The organism is Acinetobacter sp. NIPH 1852 (assembly GCF_022549455.1).
Classification (GTDB): domain Bacteria; phylum Pseudomonadota; class Gammaproteobacteria; order Pseudomonadales; family Moraxellaceae; genus Acinetobacter.
On sequence record NZ_JAKZGG010000001.1, the window covers coordinates 196,004 to 213,685 of the forward strand.

General features: G+C 41.0%; 12 protein-coding genes and 6 tRNA genes. 11 read left to right on the plus strand and 7 right to left on the minus strand.

Features of this window, described 5'->3' with window-relative positions:
- The first annotated feature begins 37 nt into the window (after positions 1-37).
- The gene (locus MMO38_RS01005; RefSeq protein WP_241322145.1) at positions 38-5,116 is read left to right on the plus strand and encodes an Hpt domain-containing protein; all 5,079 of its coding nucleotides are present in this window, start codon (positions 38-40) and stop codon (positions 5,114-5,116) included.
- A 13-nt stretch (positions 5,117-5,129) separates the two neighbouring features.
- On the plus strand, positions 5,130-5,585 hold the full coding sequence (locus MMO38_RS01010) for a hypothetical protein (RefSeq protein ID WP_005195417.1): 456 nt from the start codon (positions 5,130-5,132) through the stop codon (positions 5,583-5,585).
- 62 nt (positions 5,586-5,647) lie between these two features.
- On the opposite strand, the gene dapE is transcribed toward MMO38_RS01010, so the two are convergent.
- The 3 genes from dapE to MMO38_RS01025 form a co-directional block, all read right to left on the minus strand.
- A complete protein-coding gene (gene dapE / locus MMO38_RS01015) occupies positions 5,648-6,784 on the minus strand; it encodes a succinyl-diaminopimelate desuccinylase (protein WP_004669419.1) in 1,137 nt (378 codons plus the stop codon).
- Between the two features lie 124 nt (positions 6,785-6,908).
- On the minus strand, positions 6,909-7,049 hold the full coding sequence (locus tag MMO38_RS01020) for an entericidin A/B family lipoprotein (RefSeq protein ID WP_004669417.1): 141 nt from the start codon (positions 7,047-7,049) through the stop codon (positions 6,909-6,911).
- A gap of 122 nt (positions 7,050-7,171) precedes the next feature.
- Complete coding sequence (locus tag MMO38_RS01025) at positions 7,172-8,032, minus strand: DUF1853 family protein (RefSeq protein ID WP_241322146.1); 861 nt, start codon at positions 8,030-8,032, stop codon at positions 7,172-7,174.
- 101 nt (positions 8,033-8,133) lie between these two features.
- Here MMO38_RS01025 and MMO38_RS01030 point away from each other — a divergent pair, with 101 nt between their 5' ends.
- From MMO38_RS01030 to MMO38_RS01070, 9 genes are all read left to right on the plus strand, one after another.
- Positions 8,134-8,499: a YbaN family protein gene (locus MMO38_RS01030; RefSeq protein ID WP_121928670.1), complete on the plus strand. Its 366-nt coding sequence runs from the start codon at positions 8,134-8,136 to the stop codon at positions 8,497-8,499.
- 467 nt (positions 8,500-8,966) lie between these two features.
- Positions 8,967-9,470 carry a cell wall-recycling L,D-carboxypeptidase ElsL gene (gene elsL, locus MMO38_RS01035; protein ID WP_005195424.1) on the plus strand — a complete coding sequence of 168 codons (504 nt, stop codon included), beginning with the start codon at positions 8,967-8,969 and terminating at the stop codon, positions 9,468-9,470.
- Between the two features lie 169 nt (positions 9,471-9,639).
- Positions 9,640-9,715 (plus strand) — tRNA-Val (locus MMO38_RS01040).
- A gap of 24 nt (positions 9,716-9,739) precedes the next feature.
- Positions 9,740-9,816 (plus strand) — tRNA-Asp (locus MMO38_RS01045).
- 44 nt (positions 9,817-9,860) lie between these two features.
- A tRNA-Asp gene (locus tag MMO38_RS01050) sits at positions 9,861-9,937 on the plus strand.
- Positions 9,938-10,075: 138 nt separating this feature from the next.
- Positions 10,076-10,151, plus strand: a tRNA-Val gene (locus MMO38_RS01055).
- A 38-nt stretch (positions 10,152-10,189) separates the two neighbouring features.
- A tRNA-Asp gene (locus MMO38_RS01060) sits at positions 10,190-10,266 on the plus strand.
- 139 nt (positions 10,267-10,405) lie between these two features.
- A tRNA-Val gene (locus MMO38_RS01065) sits at positions 10,406-10,481 on the plus strand.
- 90 nt (positions 10,482-10,571) lie between these two features.
- Positions 10,572-11,042 (plus strand): DUF2750 domain-containing protein, encoded by a 471-nt coding sequence (locus MMO38_RS01070; protein ID WP_241322147.1) that lies wholly within the window; start codon positions 10,572-10,574, stop codon positions 11,040-11,042.
- 63 nt (positions 11,043-11,105) lie between these two features.
- On the opposite strand, the gene MMO38_RS01075 is transcribed toward MMO38_RS01070, so the two are convergent.
- The 4 genes from MMO38_RS01075 to yccS all read right to left on the minus strand — a co-directional run bounded on the left by MMO38_RS01075 (position 11,106) and on the right by yccS (position 17,602).
- Positions 11,106-11,891 (minus strand): YdcF family protein, encoded by a 786-nt coding sequence (locus MMO38_RS01075; protein ID WP_241322148.1) that lies wholly within the window; start codon positions 11,889-11,891, stop codon positions 11,106-11,108.
- 133 nt (positions 11,892-12,024) lie between these two features.
- On the minus strand, positions 12,025-14,562 hold the full coding sequence (locus MMO38_RS01080) for a sulfite reductase flavoprotein subunit alpha (RefSeq protein ID WP_241322149.1): 2,538 nt from the start codon (positions 14,560-14,562) through the stop codon (positions 12,025-12,027).
- A gap of 155 nt (positions 14,563-14,717) precedes the next feature.
- On the minus strand, positions 14,718-15,302 hold the full coding sequence (locus MMO38_RS01085; protein WP_004669402.1) for a YcxB family protein: 585 nt from the start codon (positions 15,300-15,302) through the stop codon (positions 14,718-14,720).
- A gap of 125 nt (positions 15,303-15,427) precedes the next feature.
- Entirely contained in the window at positions 15,428-17,602 is a 2,175-nt protein-coding gene (yccS, locus tag MMO38_RS01090) for a YccS family putative transporter (RefSeq protein WP_241322274.1), read from the minus strand.
- Positions 17,603-17,682 lie beyond the last annotated feature (80 nt).

A 17,682-nucleotide genomic window follows, 5' to 3' on the forward strand; every position in this document is an offset into this window, starting at 1 on the left:
TAGCCACAACTGGTGGATAAAAACGAAAGAAGCCGCTATGAAACAAATATTAAAAACGTTAGTTGAAACGATGACGCTTCCTGAAGACAGTTATCTTGAACAAGATGCAGAAATTCTTGAGATTTTTATTGAAGAATTAGATGAAATCTTTGTTGAGTTAGAGCCATTATTAGTTCAATGGATTGAACAGCCGAGTCAACAGAATGTGCTCACGGATATTCGTCGACATTTCCATACCCTTAAAGGTTCTGGAAGAATGGTCGGGGCAAAATCTTCTGGGGAGTTAGGTTGGACGGTTGAAGACCTGCTCAATCGTGTCTTAGCTGGAACGATTCCGTTCGATACGGAAATCCAACGGTATGTACAGGTCATTTTTAATGTTTATCGCTTTAAGCTTATTCATGACTTTAAAGCGGTGAAAGCGCATATTATCGATTTAAGGCCACTGGTTTTACTCGGTCAACAATTGCAACAACAGAAAAAACCTGATTCTGTATTGACTGATTTATTGAATCTTGCCAATCAATTAAAGCATGATGATGATCTGACAGGCCTGGAATTGCTTGATGATTCAGTGAGTGATAACGAACTGGCATTAGAACAGCGCGAATCAGATGCTGAGCTGGTATTCACCAAAGCTGAAATGGAATCAGCCCAAGATGAGATGCTTGCTAAAGAGACATTAGCAATTTTCTTGGAAGAAGCAGAAGAGCATCTGGCAACCATTGATCATTTTTTACAGGATGATCGCCAAACAAATGAACAATACAACACTTTGATTCGAGCTTTGCATACGCTTCGTGGTAGCTCTGCGATGGCGCATGTGGATCACATTTTTGAAGCAAGCTCGAAAGTTGAAAATCTATTTAAAACATTATTACAAGATGAGCTAGATTCAAGTTCAAATGAAACTGCTTTACTAACGCATTATGCTCAATTCGTTCGTGATTATTTGCATAATTTAAGACAACAAGATACACCGCAGAAATCTGATGAAATCTATGCCACATTCAATGCGGCATGGGATAGCTATGACTTCCAATTAGAAGAACAACATAATGGTTCGGTGCGACCACAAGGTCTAGTTTCTCAGTTGTTGGAACTCAATATCCATGATTTGCTTGATGTGGAATCTGATTTTGAGAAACGAGCACGTGCAGAATTTCCTCAATATCTACAGTTGCTTAGTCAACAAGCTGAAATATTGTTGCAACATACCCATCATCACGCAACGATTGGGATGTATCAATATACAAGTTTGTTGCGTTCAAGCTATCAAGATTTAATTTTTAAACCAAATCTACTTCATCTAGATGCTGCATTTGAGTTATATCACCAAGTCCATCAACAGTTTACTCAATTGTTTGATACCTTGGCAGCGGGACAGCGTGTCACTTTAACCAAAGTGCATGAGCGTGTTTTAAATGAGCTCAGTTCATTTACACAACAAAATGTAGAGTCGTTAGATCAACTTGCGATTGACATAACCGCAGAATCAACACAAATAGACGCAATTGAAGAGAACAATGTACCTACACAGGCTGCAACTGATTTAACGGCTCAATTTGCTTTAGATAAACAGCAATTACAATCTGCTGAAGCAAATCGCGATTTTGATCCTGATCTCTTGGATATTTTCCTAGAGGAAGCGGATGAGTTATTGGCTGGGATCGATACAGATCTCAATACTTGGACAGTAGACGGTCAAAATTTCAATGCATTAAAAAATCTGATGCGTTATTTGCACACCTTAAAAGGTGGCGCAAATATGATACAAGCCCCTCATATTGGTCTGATTGCGCATGAGCTAGAAACCATTTATGAAAAGCTTATTAATCAGCAGCTCCAAGTAACACCGAACTTAGTTGCGATGATTCGCTCAGTCCAAGATGATATTTCAGATCGTATTCAAACGATTCGAGATCAGCAAATAGATTATCCTTCGCCCCATGTCGTAGACGCTCTCGTACAGTTAACAGCATCGACAGCGAAGACTGATGCTGAAAGCAAGGTAGCTACGCAAATTGTTAGCGAACAGAGCGTCGATGAAGAAACAACAGTGTCTGCTACAGATGTTGCTGTTCAGACAGTAACTACTCATGCTGCCGTCGATGTAACCGATCTCGCTGCTCAACTGGTACTGGATAAACAACAATTACAATCCGCAGCATCCAATCGAAACTTTGATCCAGATTTGCTGGATATCTTCTTAGAAGAAGCCGATGAGTTATTGGTGGGGATCGATGCTGATCTAAATACATGGACGGTTGATCAGCAGAATCTAAATGCACTGAAAAATTTGATGCGCTATTTGCACACCTTAAAAGGTGGTTCAAATATGATTCAAGCCCCTTATATTGGTTTGATTGCGCATGAATTAGAAACGATTTATGAAAAACTCATCAATCAACAACTACAAGCAACACCTCAGCTCATAGCATTGATTCGTTTGGTACAAGATGATATTTCTGATCGTATTCAGACGATTCGTGATCAACACGTTGACTACCCATCAACGCATGTTGTGCAGTTACTCCAGCAAGCAGAGCAATCTGATGGTGGCGTAAGTCATGCGCCAAGCGTTGACGCGGTTGAATCTGTAGTTCAAGTTGAAGACAGTGAAGTCGAAATGCTGTCTGATACACATGAGACGATTGAACAGCAGTCTGCGACAGACGACATTGAGCGAACAACTGAAGAATTGAGTTCAGTTGAGACAGAAGTTGCTGTTGAAGCGGAGTTTCCTGATCAAATCGTAGCGTTGGTTGATGAAGAAACTGCCGAGGATGATGTTCGTTCACTGGTGGAACAGACCTTCCTTGAAGAAGCAGAAGAGTTGTTAGAACAGGCTCAACAGTTATTAAAACAATGGTTCGAGCAACGTAGTAATCGGAGTGTGTTATTACAACTACAACGTAATGCCCATAGTTTAAAGGGCGGCGCGCGGATGGCTGAGCTAGATGCAGTTGCCGTCATTGCCTATCATTTAGAAAATGCGTTTGAACAATTTGGTGTGCATCATTTTAATTCAAATGTATACGACAACTTACTCAATACCGCGCTTGCATGGCTCAATGATGCTGTCTTTAAACGTCAATATGCGAATTTTGATGGTTTAAAACATAATTTAGAAAAAATGGACTTTGTTGACGTTTCAGCACAATTGCCACAAAAGCTGTCTGCACGGGATATTTTTACACCTGAATACACCATGGAGTTTGTTCAGGGTGATGGAACTGAGCCACCATCTATGCAAGGTGAGTGGGAGTCAACTGAGCGGGTAGAACAGAATAATGAGATGATACGTGTTTCTGCTGAGGTCATCGAGAAGATGATTGATTTGTCAGGAGAAAATGCGATTAACCGTTCACGTATCGAGATGGATTTAGGTCAGTTGGGCGGTACGTTGACGGAAATGGAGCTCGCGATTAAGCGTTTGGCGGATCAATTACGTCGAATGGAAGGTGAGTTAGAAAGTCAAATTATTGCACGACATGGTGGCGAAGATGCACGTTATGCTGATTTTGACCCTTTAGAGATGGATCAATATTCATCTTTAAATCAGTTGTCAAAATCTCTTGCAGAGTCAGCATCTGACTTGGTTGACTTTAAAACGACACTCTCTGAGAAGATCCGTGATACTGAAGGTCTATTGTTACAACAGTCACGTATCCAAGCAGAAATTCAAGAAAGCTTGATGCGTACCCGTTTGGTTCCATTTTCACGGCTGTTGCCACGTTTACAACGTATTGTTCGTCAAACGGCATCTACTTTGAACCGACCAACGGAACTGGTTGTGAACAATACCGAAGGTGAATTAGACCGTAGTATTTTGGAGCGTCTAGTCTCACCATTTGAGCATATGTTGCGAAATGCGATTGATCATGGTATCGAAGACCGTGAGCAACGCTTACAAGCGAAAAAGCCTGAAACAGGACATATTGTTTTAAATATCGGTCGTCAAGGTACAGATGTTGTTGTTAGCTTTAGTGATGATGGTAAAGGGATTGATGTAAATCGTATTAAAGATAAGGCGATTCAAACGGGGTTAATGACCAAAGAACAAAAACTTGATCAAGATGAGATTTTACAGTTTATCTTCCATCCTGGTTTTAGTACCGCGGCACAAGTGACTCAGATTTCTGGGCGTGGTGTTGGTTTAGACGTTGTTCAAAGTGATATTAAAGCTTTGGGTGGTCATGTCAGTGTGAGTTCTATTTTTGGCAAAGGCACGACCTTTACCATTCGAGTACCGACGACAGTGGCCGTCAGCGATGCACTTATGGTGAAAGCGGGCGACCAACAATTTGCTTTCCCACTGGCACAAATTGATCGTATTGTGCGTATTTCACCGATGGCGTTAGAGCAATACTTTGATAGCCAAGAAGACTACTTCGATATTGATCAAGAGCGCTATCGTTTGCGTTATTTATCCGAGTTTGTGGCAGGGCAGCCGATTCCACGCTTAAGCGGTATTGTGCATTCTCTGCCTGTATTGTTGATTAAAGGGGCACAAGGTCAAACAACCGCATTATTGATCGACCAGCTCATTGGTTCACGTGGTCAAATTGTTGTAAAACCAGTTGGGCAACAGTTCTCAAGTATTGGCGTGATTGCTGGGGCAACCATTCTCGGTGATGGTCAGGTCTGCTTGATTTTAGATGGTCAAAATATTGCTCGCCAAGCTCAGTCAACGCCACGTGCGAAACAAGCAGATGAAACATACACCAAACAGCGTTATGACGAACGTCGTTTGATTATGATTGTGGATGACTCAGTCACCGTACGTAAGGTTACGTCACGCTTGTTGGAACGTCAGGGCTATGATGTTGTGACAGCGAAAGATGGTGTAGATGCGATAGAGCAACTGGAAACCATTAAACCTGATTTAATGTTACTCGATATCGAAATGCCGCGAATGGATGGTTTTGAGGTCACGAATCTGGTTCGACATCATGAAATCCATCGAAATCTACCGATCATAATGATTACCTCACGGACAGGTGAGAAGCACCGTGAACGTGCCCTATCATTAGGGGTAAACCAATACATGGGTAAACCATTCCAAGAGGAAACACTTTTGGAAAATATAGATAGCTTACTTGTTGTGCGCTGAGGAGTGAATAATTATGGTGAAAAAAGGCGCAAATGCGATATTGGGTCAAATTGACCAGCAAGAGTTGCAGCATTTAATTACGGTTTCAACTGGATTTATTGACGCATACATTATTGAATGTCATCAAAAAGTTCCAATGCTGCTACCGCAAAATATCGTGTTATCTGCGATGGATACACAGACACAGGTTGATCATATTGAGTGGCATGATTTAAAACTGCCGATTTATGCGGTAAATGATCCAACCCAGAAACAGGGTGTTGCCTTGGTGGTTGAAGGTGATGATGTTTCAGAACGCTTTGCTTTGATCTGTAATGAAATGCCTTCATCGATTCGTTTACGTATCTCAGAGATCGTTGATGATGAAGGTGAAATTGATGATGCCAATGTTTTTAAGTATGTGAAAATTGGCGGCAATACATTTTATGTTCCCAATTTGCAGAATATACAAACCCAATTGGGTTTATAAAGAATATAAAAAGGAGGAACTCAGCCGATGATTGAGTTCCTCCTTTTTTATCTATGTCGTTATCACTTTGCTAGTAGTTGTTCTAGAATCTGCTCGTAGATCTCTGCCAAAGGTTCAAGGTCAGCAACGTTTACATGCTCATTAATTTGATGAATCGTTGCATTTAACACACCAAGCTCTAATACTTGAGCGCCTGTCGGGGCAATAAAGCGTCCGTCAGATGTTCCGCCACTGGTTGAAAGTTTGGTTTCTACACCTGTTACATTTTTAATCGCGACTTTTGCGGCATTGACCAATTCCCCGACTGGGGTTAGAAATGGTAAGCCTGAAAAGGTCCACTGAATGCTATAATTTAGTTGATGCTTATCTAAGATGTCGAGAACACGTTGTTGAAGGATTTCAGCAGTAACTTCTGTTGAATAACGGAAGTTAAATGTCACTTTCAATGAACCAGGAATGACATTGGTCGCGCCTGTACCTGCTTGGATATTTGAAATTTGGAAAGAGGTCGCAGGGAAGTATTCGTTGCCATTGTCCCAAACGGTTTCACATAACTCATTGAGCGCTTTAGATGAGGCGTGAATTGGGTTTTCTGCAAGATGAGGGTAGGCAACATGCCCCTGCTTACCATGAACGGTTAAAACAGCATTTAACGAACCACGACGCCCATTTTTTACAATATCACCCAATTGATGGGTACTAGACGGTTCACCTACTAAACACCATGTCATTTTTTCTTGACGTGCTTCTAGGGTTTCCACAACTTTAACTGTACCGTTAATCGATGGACCTTCTTCATCAGAGGTAATTAAAAAGGCAATAGAACCTTTATGATTAGGATGTTTTGCAACGAAACGTTCAGAAGCAACCACCATCGCGGCTAAAGCTGTTTTCATATCCGCAGTACCACGCCCATATAACTTACCGTCGCGGATGGATGGTAAAAATGGATCTGAGTTCCATGCATCTAGTTGTCCAGTAGGAACAACATCTGTATGTCCTGCAAAACAAAAAACTGGACTTTCCGTGCCACGACGAGCCCACAAGTTATCAACATCTTCAAAACGTAAGTTTTCGATATTAAAACCAATCTTTGCCAATCGCTCAGCCATGATATTTTGGCAATCATGGTCAACAGGGGTAACAGACGGTTGGCGGAGGAGTTGTAAACTAAGTTCAAGCGTATCGGAATGGTTCATGCGAGATGTAGATAAATCTGGTGAAATTTGAACCGATATAATAGGGGAATATTGCCAAGAAAGGTATGTTAAAAAAAACCTTATCTTTTCAAAGATAAGGTTTTTTGGTCTATTTTTTTTCAAATTACATTTTATCTTGGGTTTTTTCAGCAGACTGCGTTACTTTTTCTCCAGCTTTAGATACATCTTTACCGAAACCTTTGAAGGTATTACAGCCAGTTAAAACAAAAGTGGCCATGATAGACGCAACTAAGATTTTTTTCATGCTTGTCTCCGACTCAATTTAATTATGGTGTATGTAAGAGGCTAAAGAAATAAGATGAAAATGAACATAATTGTTTGACGGTAGAAGTGTTATAAAGTGTTACTTACTGAAATTTAATGAAATCAGCGCCGCTTAAATAGCAGAGAAGGCTGACGAAACATATAGAAGAAGGGTTCGGCTGTTGTATTGTGGTACAGGCCATCGCTCCACCAATCCGCTGTTGATGAAGATGCAAGTTGGTTTGGGCAAAGCCATTCTTGGCGCTGTAAACGATAATAAGAAAGTTGTGGAATGTGAGTTCCCCATTGCCCTAAACGTCTAGAGGCATTCACCCATGTTGGGAGTGTTAATTCATCTTGAGAGCGAGGCAAAAAAAGCTGCCCTTTCATCACTGCAAATTTACGCTGGATTTGAATATTATTCGCTTCTGAAAACTGAAATTGACGCTCGGTAAAATGCTTTAATTTTCGATGTAAGGTATCTTCTCTATTCAGTCCGAACCATTGTGACAAACTTAATTCGCTCTCACCTAGATAATATTTGAGAGCAACTTCCCAATGTTCAACTTCCTGCGTTTGTTGATTGAGCACAAGAAAATCGATTTCGCCTAAAGTGATTGCTCCTGAAATTTTTTGGATACTATGTCCAAGCAATTGATAGGGATGGTAAGCATCATCCAACAGCCAAAACCACAATAAATTTTCAAAACGTAAGCCTAAACGAGTGCTTTTAAGGCGTGCGAGAAAGTCAAGTAGAGGTTCTGGTTGTTGATCAAGTTGTTTCAAGCGTGGTTCATATTGCTGGTACAACGTTTGCCAAGTTTGGTCGTTGTGAACGCTGAATCTATTTTTCAGGTTTAGTTCATTTGGGATTTGAGCCAAAATATTGGGACTGGCAATGGAAAAAGCCAACTGTCGTACAATAGGATGCTTAAACTGTAACCACGGTTCAAATAAAGCGGGGCGGGTCATTATTTTAAGCATGAAGCAAACTCAATCATGGAAATAATACGCTAAGTTTAAGAAACGACAATGAAAACACTTTATACTAGCACGGTTGTTTTGACGCGTTGGTTAAATACGAAATGAAAATATTGTTTTGGCGTAGTTTAGTCATCATTTTTATTACCTTAGGGATAATTGGTGCGATTCTACCGGGGATGCCAACGACGGTATTTTTGATTATCGCGGCGTGGGCAGCATCGAAAGGATGGCCGCAAATGGATGCATGGTTACTCAATCATCCTAAATATGGCCCAACATTGCGTAACTGGCGTGAAAATGGCACGGTGCCGCGTAAGGCAAAATGGCTTGCCAGTATCATGATGTTGATTAGCGGTATCATCATGCTCTTTACCAATGCGCCGTTTTTAGTCAAAGTTTTTACCAATGTCACCATGTTTACGGTCGCTGTTTGGCTATGGCTCCGCCCCGAGCCTGAGCGAGGATAAGCAAAGCAACGCTTTGCCCGAGCGCAAGACGAGAGCTACGCTCGAGTGGCGAGTTAAGCAAACTTAAAACACTGCTTTAAGGCTTTGCCCTGAGAAGCGTTTAAAGCTTCGCAAGAAGCAGAGCACCTACGCTCGAATAGCGAGTTAAGCAAACTTAAAACACTGCTTTAAGGCTTTGCCCTGAGAAGCGTTTAAAGCTTCGCAAGAAGCAGAGCACCTACGCTCGAATAGCGAGTTAAGCAAACTCAAAACACTACTTTAAGGATTTGCCCTGAGAAACGTCTAAAGCTTCGCAAGAACACGGAGGCTATACGCGTGAGGTATAGAATAATTAAAGTCACTCGATGCATAGGTCGTGGTGAACACTCGAAAAATTGAAAATCATCTTTCACTACAAATCAAAACTACAGAAATCGCAGCATTTTTATGTTGAAATAAAGCAATAGAATCAAAGATAGAGATTGAAAATGCCTTATACACTTGAACAGGCTGATATTTTAATTGATTTGGCACAGCAAACTTTACGACTGCCGAAACACAATAAATTCTATGTCATTTCCTCAGGCAAGAATGGTATCGGCGAACAAGAAAATAGTGGCAAAACGCCAAGAGGGTGGCATCAAGTCGCACAAAAGATTGGTGCTGATGCAGAAAGAAATACGGTATTTATTGGCAGACAGCCGACAGGTGAAGTCTATGATCAACAACTTGCACAACAATTCCCACAACGGGATTGGATTTTATCGCGAATCTTATGGCTAGATGGTTTAGAAGCTGGATTTAATCAGGGGGAGGGCTGTGATACTTTTAAGCGTTATATTTATATTCATGGCACACCAGAGACAGAACCGATGGGCATTCCAATGTCGCATGGTTGTATCCGAATGAAGAATGATGAAATTATCGAGCTTTTTGAACTAATTTCAGAACAAGCTTTGGTTTATATTTCAGAACAGGCTTTGAAAGATTGATACTGAAAATGTGAATAAGTGTTTAAATAAAATACGAAAATACCGCATTTATCAAAGAATTACTTATTTTTTAATCACTCACACGGTTTTTTCGGGAAAGTGTGTCAAAAGCGTTTGACACGCTGTAAAGATTCTCTATAATGCACCTCACAAACGATAAAGACGTTAAGGGCGCTTAGCTCAGTTGGTAGAGCGTCTGCCTTACAAGCAGAATGTCGGCGGTTCGATCCCGTCAGCGCCCACCAAGCCTTTACGTTAAAACTTCAAGTGCAGCGGTAGTTCAGTTGGTTAGAATATCGGCCTGTCACGCCGAGGGTCGCGGGTTCGAGCCCCGTCCGCTGCGCCACTTAAGTTTTAACATCGTTTTACCCATAATTGCAAAATTATAGTGCAGCGGTAGTTCAGTTGGTTAGAATATCGGCCTGTCACGCCGAGGGTCGCGGGTTCGAGTCCCGTCCGCTGCGCCACTTTAAATTTGTGAGGTTGGGAATAGTATGAAGTCGGATAAATTTTTTATCTACTTCACTGAAACGAGAGTTAATTAGAAAAATCAAAGATTTTTCTCTTGCACTCGGACAAAGCTTCGCTTTGTTTGGCCTCGTTCAGGGCGCTTAGCTCAGTTGGTAGAGCGTCTGCCTTACAAGCAGAATGTCGGCGGTTCGATCCCGTCAGCGCCCACCATAGTTTGTGATACTTACTTCGTAAAGAAGTATACCGATGCAGCGGTAGTTCAGTTGGTTAGAATATCGGCCTGTCACGCCGAGGGTCGCGGGTTCGAGCCCCGTCCGCTGCGCCATTCTCTTGATATCGTTTTAAGAGAATGATAGTTTTGACAAGTATCTTTATACTTGATCTCTGAAACGAGAGTTAACTAGAAAAATCAAAGATTTTTCTCTTGCACTCGGACAAAGCTTCGCTTTGTTTATCCTCGTTCAGGGCGCTTAGCTCAGTTGGTAGAGCGTCTGCCTTACAAGCAGAATGTCGGCGGTTCGATCCCGTCAGCGCCCACCATATCTCCTTTCTAGACACTCAAATCATTGTAATCAATATCCAATTATTTTATGATTAGCCTCAATAATGATTCTAATATTGAAGTAATTTATGAGAAATCCTTATCAACGTAAGGCCGCGTCAAAATCTCAAACAACAACATCGAATTCCTCATCAAAAGACGCTTATCGCCAATTTATTCAAAATATTATTTTGCAACGTCAAGTGATTGCGTTATATCACGATGGTTGGGCTTTGTGTTCTACACCTTCAGGTCAGCATGCCCTGTCAGTTTGGCAGAATAAAGGTCTAGCAAAATTATTAATTAAAGATAATTGGGCGCAATATAGTATTCAAGAAGTCTCGTTAAAGGATTTCATTGAAAAGATGATTCCATTTCTAAAAGAAAATAATACGATTTTATCTTTAGATTTAACCCCAGAGGGGAATAATCTGTTGGTGACACCAGATACATTATTATTGGATATCAAGAACTTTTTATACCAAATCTATTTGCAACGTCCTGATATTTTTGAAGAGCTAAATTTGCCATTACCGCGTGACATCCGAATCCATCAATAAGTAGGGTCTGTTGAGATTTTACAGACCCATAATTTTATACTTGATGGATGGGGTAAACCTTAATCAGTATTCATTGAGTAGCCAACCACTGACATAAGCAAAATATTCTCTTAACCATGCGTTATATCGCGTGGCTAGTGGTGTTGTTGAGCCGACCATCGTGAAATTTGTGTAGCCTTGTTTTTTCGCAATTGCTGCGGCACGTAGCGTATGGAAATCACTTGTGACAATAACTATTGGCTGTTGAATTGTAATATCCTGTCCCTTTAACAGCGGTTGGCTATTCTTGAGATTTAGTTCGGTGCTGGTGCTTCGATCTTCTAAGATAATTTGTGCTGTGGGAATGTGATAGGTCTGTTGCAAATAACGTGACATGACCAAAGCTTCGCTCTCAGTTTCACCAAAATCCACTCCACCTGAAAGGATTAATTTTGCATTGGGTTGAGCTAAAGCGACTGGCGCTGCACGATCTAAACGTTTGGCAAGTGTGGCAGATGGTTGTCCATTTTCAACACCACTACCTAAAACAATGATTGCAGGCACAGGTGATGTGTCTTGTATGTTCGTTGTATTGTTTGCAAGATAATGGAAGAAATAGCCTAAGCTGACCAACCAGACCCAAAAGCATAACCAGCCGAATCGCCAGATTGAATGTAGGCGAAAATGATAAAAAAAGAAGCGTTCAATATGGTAATAAAAGAGCGAATATAAACAGAAAAAAAGACCAAGTAGAAGAGGGAGTACCGTCCCAATATGAATCTTTTTAAGTGCGATCAATATTGCACCATCTAAAAATAACAGAATACCAATAACGGCAAAAAAAATACGAAGCCATAAACTCAGTTGCATAATCTTAATCGAAGTCGATTTGAATCAGCTCAGTGTATGTAAAATGAATTGAAAGGCAAACTTTTTTTAATCATCAAATTTAATCTTCAAACAATAAAACGAGTGATTCAACACCCGTTTTATTGCTTTGGATTTAGTACACATCTCGACGGTAACGTCCAGTTTGACGTAATTCATCAACCTGATCTTCACCCAATATCTCGATGAGAGCTTGATCCACGCCTGCTGCCATACCATCAATGCTACCGCAGACGTAAATCACAGCCCCTTGCTTGATCCAGTTGATTAACTCATCAGCATTGTCGCGCAAGATATCTTGTACATAGATCCTTTGTTCTTGATCTCTAGAAAAGGCGAGGTCTAGGCGTTGTAGTGTGCCCATGTTTTTCCAAGCTTGAAGGGTTTCTTGGTAAAAGAAATCATGGTCGCGCTGACGTTCACCAAAAATAAGCCAATTCGCTGAATAATCTTGACGATTGCGCTGCTGCAATAAACTCATTAAACCTGCGATACCAGTACCATTGCCGATACAAATAATAGGGCGGTTGTCATCAATGAGATGGAACGATTCGTTGGTACGGATGCGCAAAGCAATATCTTGTTTAAGCTGTGCAAACGTCGTTAACCAGCCTGATCCTAAGCCGTGTTGACCCTGTTCATCGTAATGCTGACGTATCACAAGTCTTAATACTTGTTGCGATGGAATACTGGCAATTGAGTATTCACGAGTCGGTAGGGTGGGTAATTGTTCTAGCAATTGTTCGAGATCACTAAAAGGCTGAATTTCAACCCATAAGTTTTTATCCCAAAGTGCGTGCTCGATATTTTGATTACGTGATTTTATGAATGCTTGTGCTGGAATTTGCAGTTTGTCTAAGAAGGCTTGAATCTCAACCAAACTATTGGCAGGTTGAATCTCTGCGATATCACCTGCATGCCAAGTCATATCATGTGTTGCAGTGAGTTCGATATTATAAGCCGCTTGTCCCAGACTATTTGGGTTCAGCACATTACGTTGGCTTAATGTCCATTGATCAAAGGTTTTTTCGATATTCATTGCATGCAATTCATGCTGAGTCACAACCGATAAAGCCTGATTCCAGCGTTGAATATCATGGGTATTTGCATTGTCAACTTCGATTAAATCAAACAATGGCTGTGCGTGGCATTGCTGTAACCATGTATTCACTGCATGACCAAAGCTGCAATAACTGTCTACATATTCTTTAGAGCCAAGTGCGAGAACTGCATATTGCATTTGACTAAGGTCAAGGCGTTGTTGCATCAGCTTTTTGTTAAAGCCTGTCGCTAAGTCTGGTGCTTCACCTGTACCGTAGGTACTCACAACAAATAAAACCTGTTGAGCGTGTTGCAGATCTTGTTCTGTCAGTTGTTGAATAGGTTTGACGATTGTTGGTTGTTGTGCCTCTTGTAAGCTTGTTGCAGTACGCCAAGCCAGTTGTTCAGCCACGCCCGTTTGCGATGCATAAGTAATGAGCCAAGGCGTTGCATTTGGATCAATCTGTTGGCCGATCAGAGATTGGCGAGCTGCGAGTGTTAATTTTTTTTGCTTACGTCGTTTAAGGTAAAGCATCCAGCCTGTCACAAAAAATAATGGCATGGCCAATGATGCAAGCATAGCAATGAATTGATAAGTTGATCCAAAAAAGCTACCTCGATGAACAGGCAGCATGCTGCTCATGATTTTTTCATTGAGCTTTTTATCTTCGTATAATTCAAACTTTTCAAATTTGTGCTCTTGATAGTTGTATACCGCTTGGTTGCGTGCGCGTTCATGTTGTGCAATTGCATCAACAAATGTTAACTCAACTTTTTGATCGTCCTGTTTCGGTATATTTAGCGTCAAACTCGAGTATTCGCGTCCGATGTTGGCATTCACTCCAGTCCAAGTTTGGGTCAGAATCATGCCGACTTGTTGATTGGATAAATCTGGTTGTTCATTTTTATGTTGTTCAGGGTTGTGTTGATTACGTTGTGGTTGTTCTACGCCCATGACTTTGAACATACCTGAACGCCACCAGTCATAAGACCAGTACAAACCCGTACATGCAAACAAGAGGTAAAACACAATCACCCATGTGCCTACGACTGCATGTAAGTCCCAAATAAAATTACGACCTTTCAATTTAGGTTTGATCAAGAACCATTGTTTAAAAGTATGTTTCTTTGGAAAGCGTAGATAAATACCACTTAATACAAAGAAAATAAGGATCAGTGTTGATGCACCTGTGATTTGTGCACCATATTCGCCAGCCGTTAAGTTGCGATGTAATCGCTGGATAAACTGGAAAAACTCACGTCCCTTTACTTCGGGCAGTACCTCAGCCGTATAGGGATTTACCATCATGTTATAGCCACGACGTGCGCCTTCTTTTTTAATATTGACGGTGGAGGATGCTGTAGGGTCAGTCGCAATGGTAATGCTATTGATTTCAATCTCGGGTTGCTGTTGATTGAAATGTAAGTAGAGCTGAGCAGGGGTTAATTTGGGTACAACCGCAGCTTCGACCACATAGCTATCATGGTTGATCCATTTTAGAATTTGTTGATCGTATGAGTAAATTGCGCCTGTAACACCCATTAAAGACAGGATGAGACCAGCGGTGATCCCTAAAAACCAATGGATCTGAAAGAAAGCTTTTTTAAACATGGTTTTGACGGTATGCAGGTGGGAGAACAAATATGGGCAAATTATAGCGGAAGGCATTCGTTTTGATAAGAATAATATTGATTTTTATTCTCATTTGATTCTTGCAGGCGTAAAAAACCTCTCATAAAGAGAGGTTGGTTACATCAATATTCATATTAAATAGGTTTTGCCGCACCAACAGTTTCATTCAAGTGTTTACGGATTGTTTTGAATGCAAAGTTCTTAGAGTCCATACGTTTTGGCAGGATATAAGCACCTTGTTGTTGTTCACCTTTTGGCGTTTTCACTTTGAAATTTACAAGGATAAAGTCTGGTGAGTTATACCACTCGTAAATATCTTTCCAACCAATCGTAGCCGTACCTTCTTGCAGGCCTACTTTTTGACGCATCACGATACCATGAGGCTGTACACCTAAACGGATCCCTTTAATATCTTGGACAGGGAACTCTTTCATTTTACGTTTTACGTACCATTCAAGACCGAATCTTTTAATGATGTAGAAAAGCGCAACCCCGATAATCACAACCCAACAAATCACTGTTGAGTAAGTAGAATAATACTTGATGAGTCCTGCAGAAACTAAAGAAAGTACCACAAGTGCGATCATGATGATCCATGCTTTGCGGCTGAACTTGTTGGTACTGCGCCAAATCATAAGTTGAGCTTGACGTTGTTCAACTTCAGAAACTTCATAAGGAACAGGTTGTAGCGTATAAGCGTATAAATTTTTGGCGGTCATAGTTTAAAAATTGAGTCTAGAACTGGATTAAGTTTAGCATTAATTAGCGCGTGTTGGCACGACATAAACGCTCTCAATCAAAGATATATGGACGTAATAGGCGATTAGTATTGCTCCACACTTTGTTACAGTGAAGCAAACTCAGTGCCGTCTTCATTAGGCTCGTGCCGTAGACTTTGTTTAAGCATGCTTAAACGCGTCAAAATACTGAACATGAGCGAGAGTTGTTGTAAAATAATTAATGACTTTGGATCATTTTCCTCATTGCGACTCAAGCGTTGTCGGATGTTTTGCAGCATATTTTGTGCAGATAAACCAGGCACCTCATCGCGTAATAACGCACCTTGGATATCATCTAGAGCTTGGTCTAACAATGTTAAAACCTCTTGATCTTGAATTTGCTCACGATGTGCTCCAAGTGCAGCGATATAGCTTAAAAAGGTATGGCTAAGACAAAGAAACTCAAAAGCCTGTGTTTTTCGCGTGCTATCAATATTCGGTTCTGTGGCGAGTGTGGAAATCAATGAAGCGACTTCTGCATCGGTATTGTGTGCGGTACGTCGAACCACACGATAGTTCAATGCGTTATTGCGACCTTGGTGATATTGTTCAACCACTTCTGCTAAGTATTTACATTGTGCCTGTAAAGAACGTTGAATCGAGCGAGGCAGTCTACGAAACTTCCAATCTGGCCAAATGAAGCTGACCCCAAACCACGCCAAGGCACAGCCAATAACGGTATCAATCAAGCGAGGCAGACCCGCGGCAAATGCAGAACCATCTAGGTTAAAGTTAATTAACGCCAAAATCGTAATGAACGCGGTAGCTTGTGCATATTGTTTACTCCGAAGTTCGAAAAATAAAATTCCACTGAGTATCAACATGACCAGTTGTCCTTCGATTGAAGGAATAAAATAGATAATTGCTAGACCAACAATGATCCCCACCAAAGTACCGACAATCCGTAAGTATAAGCGTCGTTTAGTGGCATTGAAGTTAGGCTGGCAGACAAACAATGCGGTCATCAAAATCCAATAACCATATTCAATATTGGTGAGTTGAATAAATAGATAACCGATAAAGAGAACGATAGATAAGCGGACAGCATGCCGGAATAAAACAGATTCAGGACTTAGGTGCTGTTTTACACGCACAATAATGTCATTTACCCCTTTAAGATCATCATCTTTGAGCTGGTTTTCGACTTGTTGGACCGTGTCTAATTGCAGGTTTCGTTCTGTCTCTAGGTTTTGTAATTGTGCATCAATTGATTTTAGATTTTGATAAAGCGCAAATAAGGCATTAATCCTCACCTGATCATAGATGCCATCTTCACGCATCTTTTCTAGGGATAGTCTTAAGTTTTCAAAGCTATGTTTAAAGCGTTTGTTATGCACATAACGTGTGCGGCTTAAAATAGATTGCGCCAAGTCCTGACAAGCCTTACCTTGGATCGACAAAATCCGTTGGAAGCGGAACAAGATATCGCTGTGTTGGAAAACTTTTGCCAGTTTTTGATAGTCAATGTGGGCGGAGTCTGCACGTTCGTGAATATCTTGAACCACAAAATAATACTGTAGACTGCGCCGCGTATCTTTTTGCCCTCGGTCACCTTTGAGCCGAGTCAGTAATGCCACGCGTAAATTATTAAAAATCGCAATCAGTTTGCTATTTTCCATCGACAAATCAATCATGCTTTGCTGATAACTTGAAGGCGTCATGTCGACATCAAACAAATTTGATTTGGCATATAAGAAACTTCCTAATGCGCTATATGAGGCTGAGAGTTGATCTTGTAACTGTCGAACAGGAAATAACAGAAAACTAATTGTTGAAATGAGACCATACCAAGCTGCGCCAGCCACTAATAAAGCGGGCTGTAGATACCATTGCTCAAATAGATGCACTCCTAACATGGTGTATACGGAAATAACCAAACATCCGTAAGCAATCGTGGCATAACGACGACCGAGCGAACCCAACAGAATCCAGCCAATGCATGAGGCAATCAGTCCAATGGCAAAAACCATTGGATAGGGGAATAACAATTGAACCGAGGCAGCGGTGATAAAGAAACCGATATAGGTGTAAATCAGGTTCATGATGCGAACGGAAAAGCGATCATCAATGTCACTAATTCCCGCCGCAACCACACCTAAAGTCAATGGAATCGTAGCAAGTTGGTATCCCATCAAATAAGGAACAAATGCCGTTCCCGTAAAAGCGATTAACATACGCACGTTGTACATAAACGTGGTGTTATAGGTTGCTTGTTTTAAACGTTTGAACCAAGGATTCAAGAGCTGTCCTTTTTGTATTGTGCCGTCGATTTTATTCTTCATATTATGCACAAATTAAAGCGAGGATGCTAAGCTTACAA

What these genes read in the sequence shown, in the direction of transcription:
- MMO38_RS01005 (WP_241322145.1), top strand. Translation starts at nt 38, where the DNA reads ATGAAACAAATATTAAAAACGTTAGTTGAAACGATGACGCTTCCTGAA.
- MMO38_RS01010 (WP_005195417.1), top strand. Translation starts at nt 5,130, where the DNA reads ATGGTGAAAAAAGGCGCAAATGCGATATTGGGTCAAATTGACCAGCAA.
- dapE (WP_004669419.1), bottom strand. Translation starts at nt 6,784, where the DNA reads ATGAACCATTCCGATACGCTTGAACTTAGTTTACAACTCCTCCGCCAA.
- MMO38_RS01020 (WP_004669417.1), bottom strand. Translation starts at nt 7,049, where the DNA reads ATGAAAAAAATCTTAGTTGCGTCTATCATGGCCACTTTTGTTTTAACT.
- MMO38_RS01025 (WP_241322146.1), bottom strand. Translation starts at nt 8,032, where the DNA reads ATGCTTAAAATAATGACCCGCCCCGCTTTATTTGAACCGTGGTTACAG.
- MMO38_RS01030 (WP_121928670.1), top strand. Translation starts at nt 8,134, where the DNA reads ATGAAAATATTGTTTTGGCGTAGTTTAGTCATCATTTTTATTACCTTA.
- elsL (WP_005195424.1), top strand. Translation starts at nt 8,967, where the DNA reads ATGCCTTATACACTTGAACAGGCTGATATTTTAATTGATTTGGCACAG.
- MMO38_RS01070 (WP_241322147.1), top strand. Translation starts at nt 10,572, where the DNA reads ATGAGAAATCCTTATCAACGTAAGGCCGCGTCAAAATCTCAAACAACA.
- MMO38_RS01075 (WP_241322148.1), bottom strand. Translation starts at nt 11,891, where the DNA reads ATGCAACTGAGTTTATGGCTTCGTATTTTTTTTGCCGTTATTGGTATT.
- MMO38_RS01080 (WP_241322149.1), bottom strand. Translation starts at nt 14,562, where the DNA reads ATGTTTAAAAAAGCTTTCTTTCAGATCCATTGGTTTTTAGGGATCACC.
- MMO38_RS01085 (WP_004669402.1), bottom strand. Translation starts at nt 15,302, where the DNA reads ATGACCGCCAAAAATTTATACGCTTATACGCTACAACCTGTTCCTTAT.